The sequence below is a fragment of the Rhodococcus sp. 2H158 genome (genome assembly GCF_053764755.1).
Genome location: NZ_JBSNCE010000067.1, coordinates 1 through 1,176 on the forward strand (window position 1 = coordinate 1; position 1,176 = coordinate 1,176).

The window sequence follows — 1,176 nt, forward strand, 5'->3', positions numbered from 1 at the left end:
TCTCCTTCGAGGTGCTGGTGCGTGGTCAGAGACCACCAGCATCGAAGGAGACCCGCCCTCATCGGCGGAGCCACACGGGTGAGCACTTACGGTGAGCAGGACTGAGCATTTTCAATGAGCGCCATCACGACGACGCGACAGGCCAAGACAGCGCGGTCCGGCTCGAACCGCTGCCCGGTCACTTCGAGACCGAGCTCGTCGAGTCGGCAGAACACGGTCAGATCAGGGCAGGCAAAGCCCGCCCCAGGGGTAGCGTCAGGCACGTCGAGGTCTAGGGAGAGCCCCGTGGGCAAGGTGGTCATGTACAGCTCGGTGTCGGTGGACGGCTTCGTCGCGGACGAGAACGACCAGCCCGGACCGCTGTTCGACTGGTTGTCCAGCGGTGACGTCCCGTTGGACGAGAGCGGCGAGGTGAAGGTGTCGCAGACGTCCTACGACTACACCCGGCCGTACTGGGACCAGATCGGGGCGACAATCGTCGGCCGCCACGTCTTCGACATGACGGACGGCTGGGACGGGAAGCCTCCGGGCGGGATCGACCACGTGGTCGTCGTGACGCACCGGCCGAAGCCCGAGGGCTGGGACCCCGAGGCGCCGTTTCACTTCGTCGACGGCGTCGAGGCAGCTGTGGCCAAGGCGCAGGAGCTCGCGGGTGACCGCATCGTCGAGGTCGCCGCTGGCGACGTCGGTGGCCAGGTGCTTGCCGCGGGCCTGGTCGACGAGGTGCGCATGGACGTCGTACCCGTCGTGTTCGGGTCCGGCAAGCGCTACTTCGGGTCGGTCCACGCACAGCACCTGTTGGAGGATCCCGACGTGGTGATTCAGGGCAACCGGGTGCTTCACCTGCGCTTTCGGGTGCGCCGTTGACCGATCTGAGCGGGTACGCGAAGAAGTCCACTGCGAACGGTGACACAAGATCGGGCCTCCGGCTGCGTTTGCGCATCGCTGCCCCGGGACCGACGCGCCAGCCAACATCCAGCCAGCGATTACACCCTCAACTGTGAAGAGCCACGAAAGGCCCGACGGGTTCGGCTGCGCCCACGAGGAACGCGGAAATGCCGGAAGCCCCCCAACGAGGTTGGGGGGCTTCCGGTAACGGGTGTTCGGCGGTGTCCTACTCTCCCACACCCTGTCGGGTGCAGTACCATCGGCGCTGGAGGGCTTAGCTTCCGGGTT

General features: G+C 66.3%; 1 protein-coding gene, 1 rRNA gene and 1 pseudogene. 1 reads left to right on the forward strand and 2 read right to left on the reverse strand.

Translation table 11 applies throughout. The annotated features are described in order from the left end of the window. Positions 1-128: 128 nt before the first annotated feature. Positions 129-263 (reverse strand): annotated as a pseudogene (locus ACWPOB_RS28495) (ISL3 family transposase); the annotation flags it as partial. Positions 264-285: 22 nt separating this feature from the next. On the opposite strand from ACWPOB_RS28495, the gene ACWPOB_RS28500 reads away from it, so the two are divergent. Continuing rightward, positions 286-867 carry a dihydrofolate reductase family protein gene (locus ACWPOB_RS28500; RefSeq protein ID WP_455402869.1) on the forward strand — a complete coding sequence of 194 codons (582 nt, stop codon included), beginning with the start codon at positions 286-288 and terminating at the stop codon, positions 865-867. A gap of 234 nt (positions 868-1,101) precedes the next feature. Here ACWPOB_RS28500 and rrf read toward each other — a convergent pair. Then, a 5S ribosomal RNA gene (gene rrf, locus ACWPOB_RS28505) occupies positions 1,102-1,176 on the reverse strand; the annotation flags it as partial.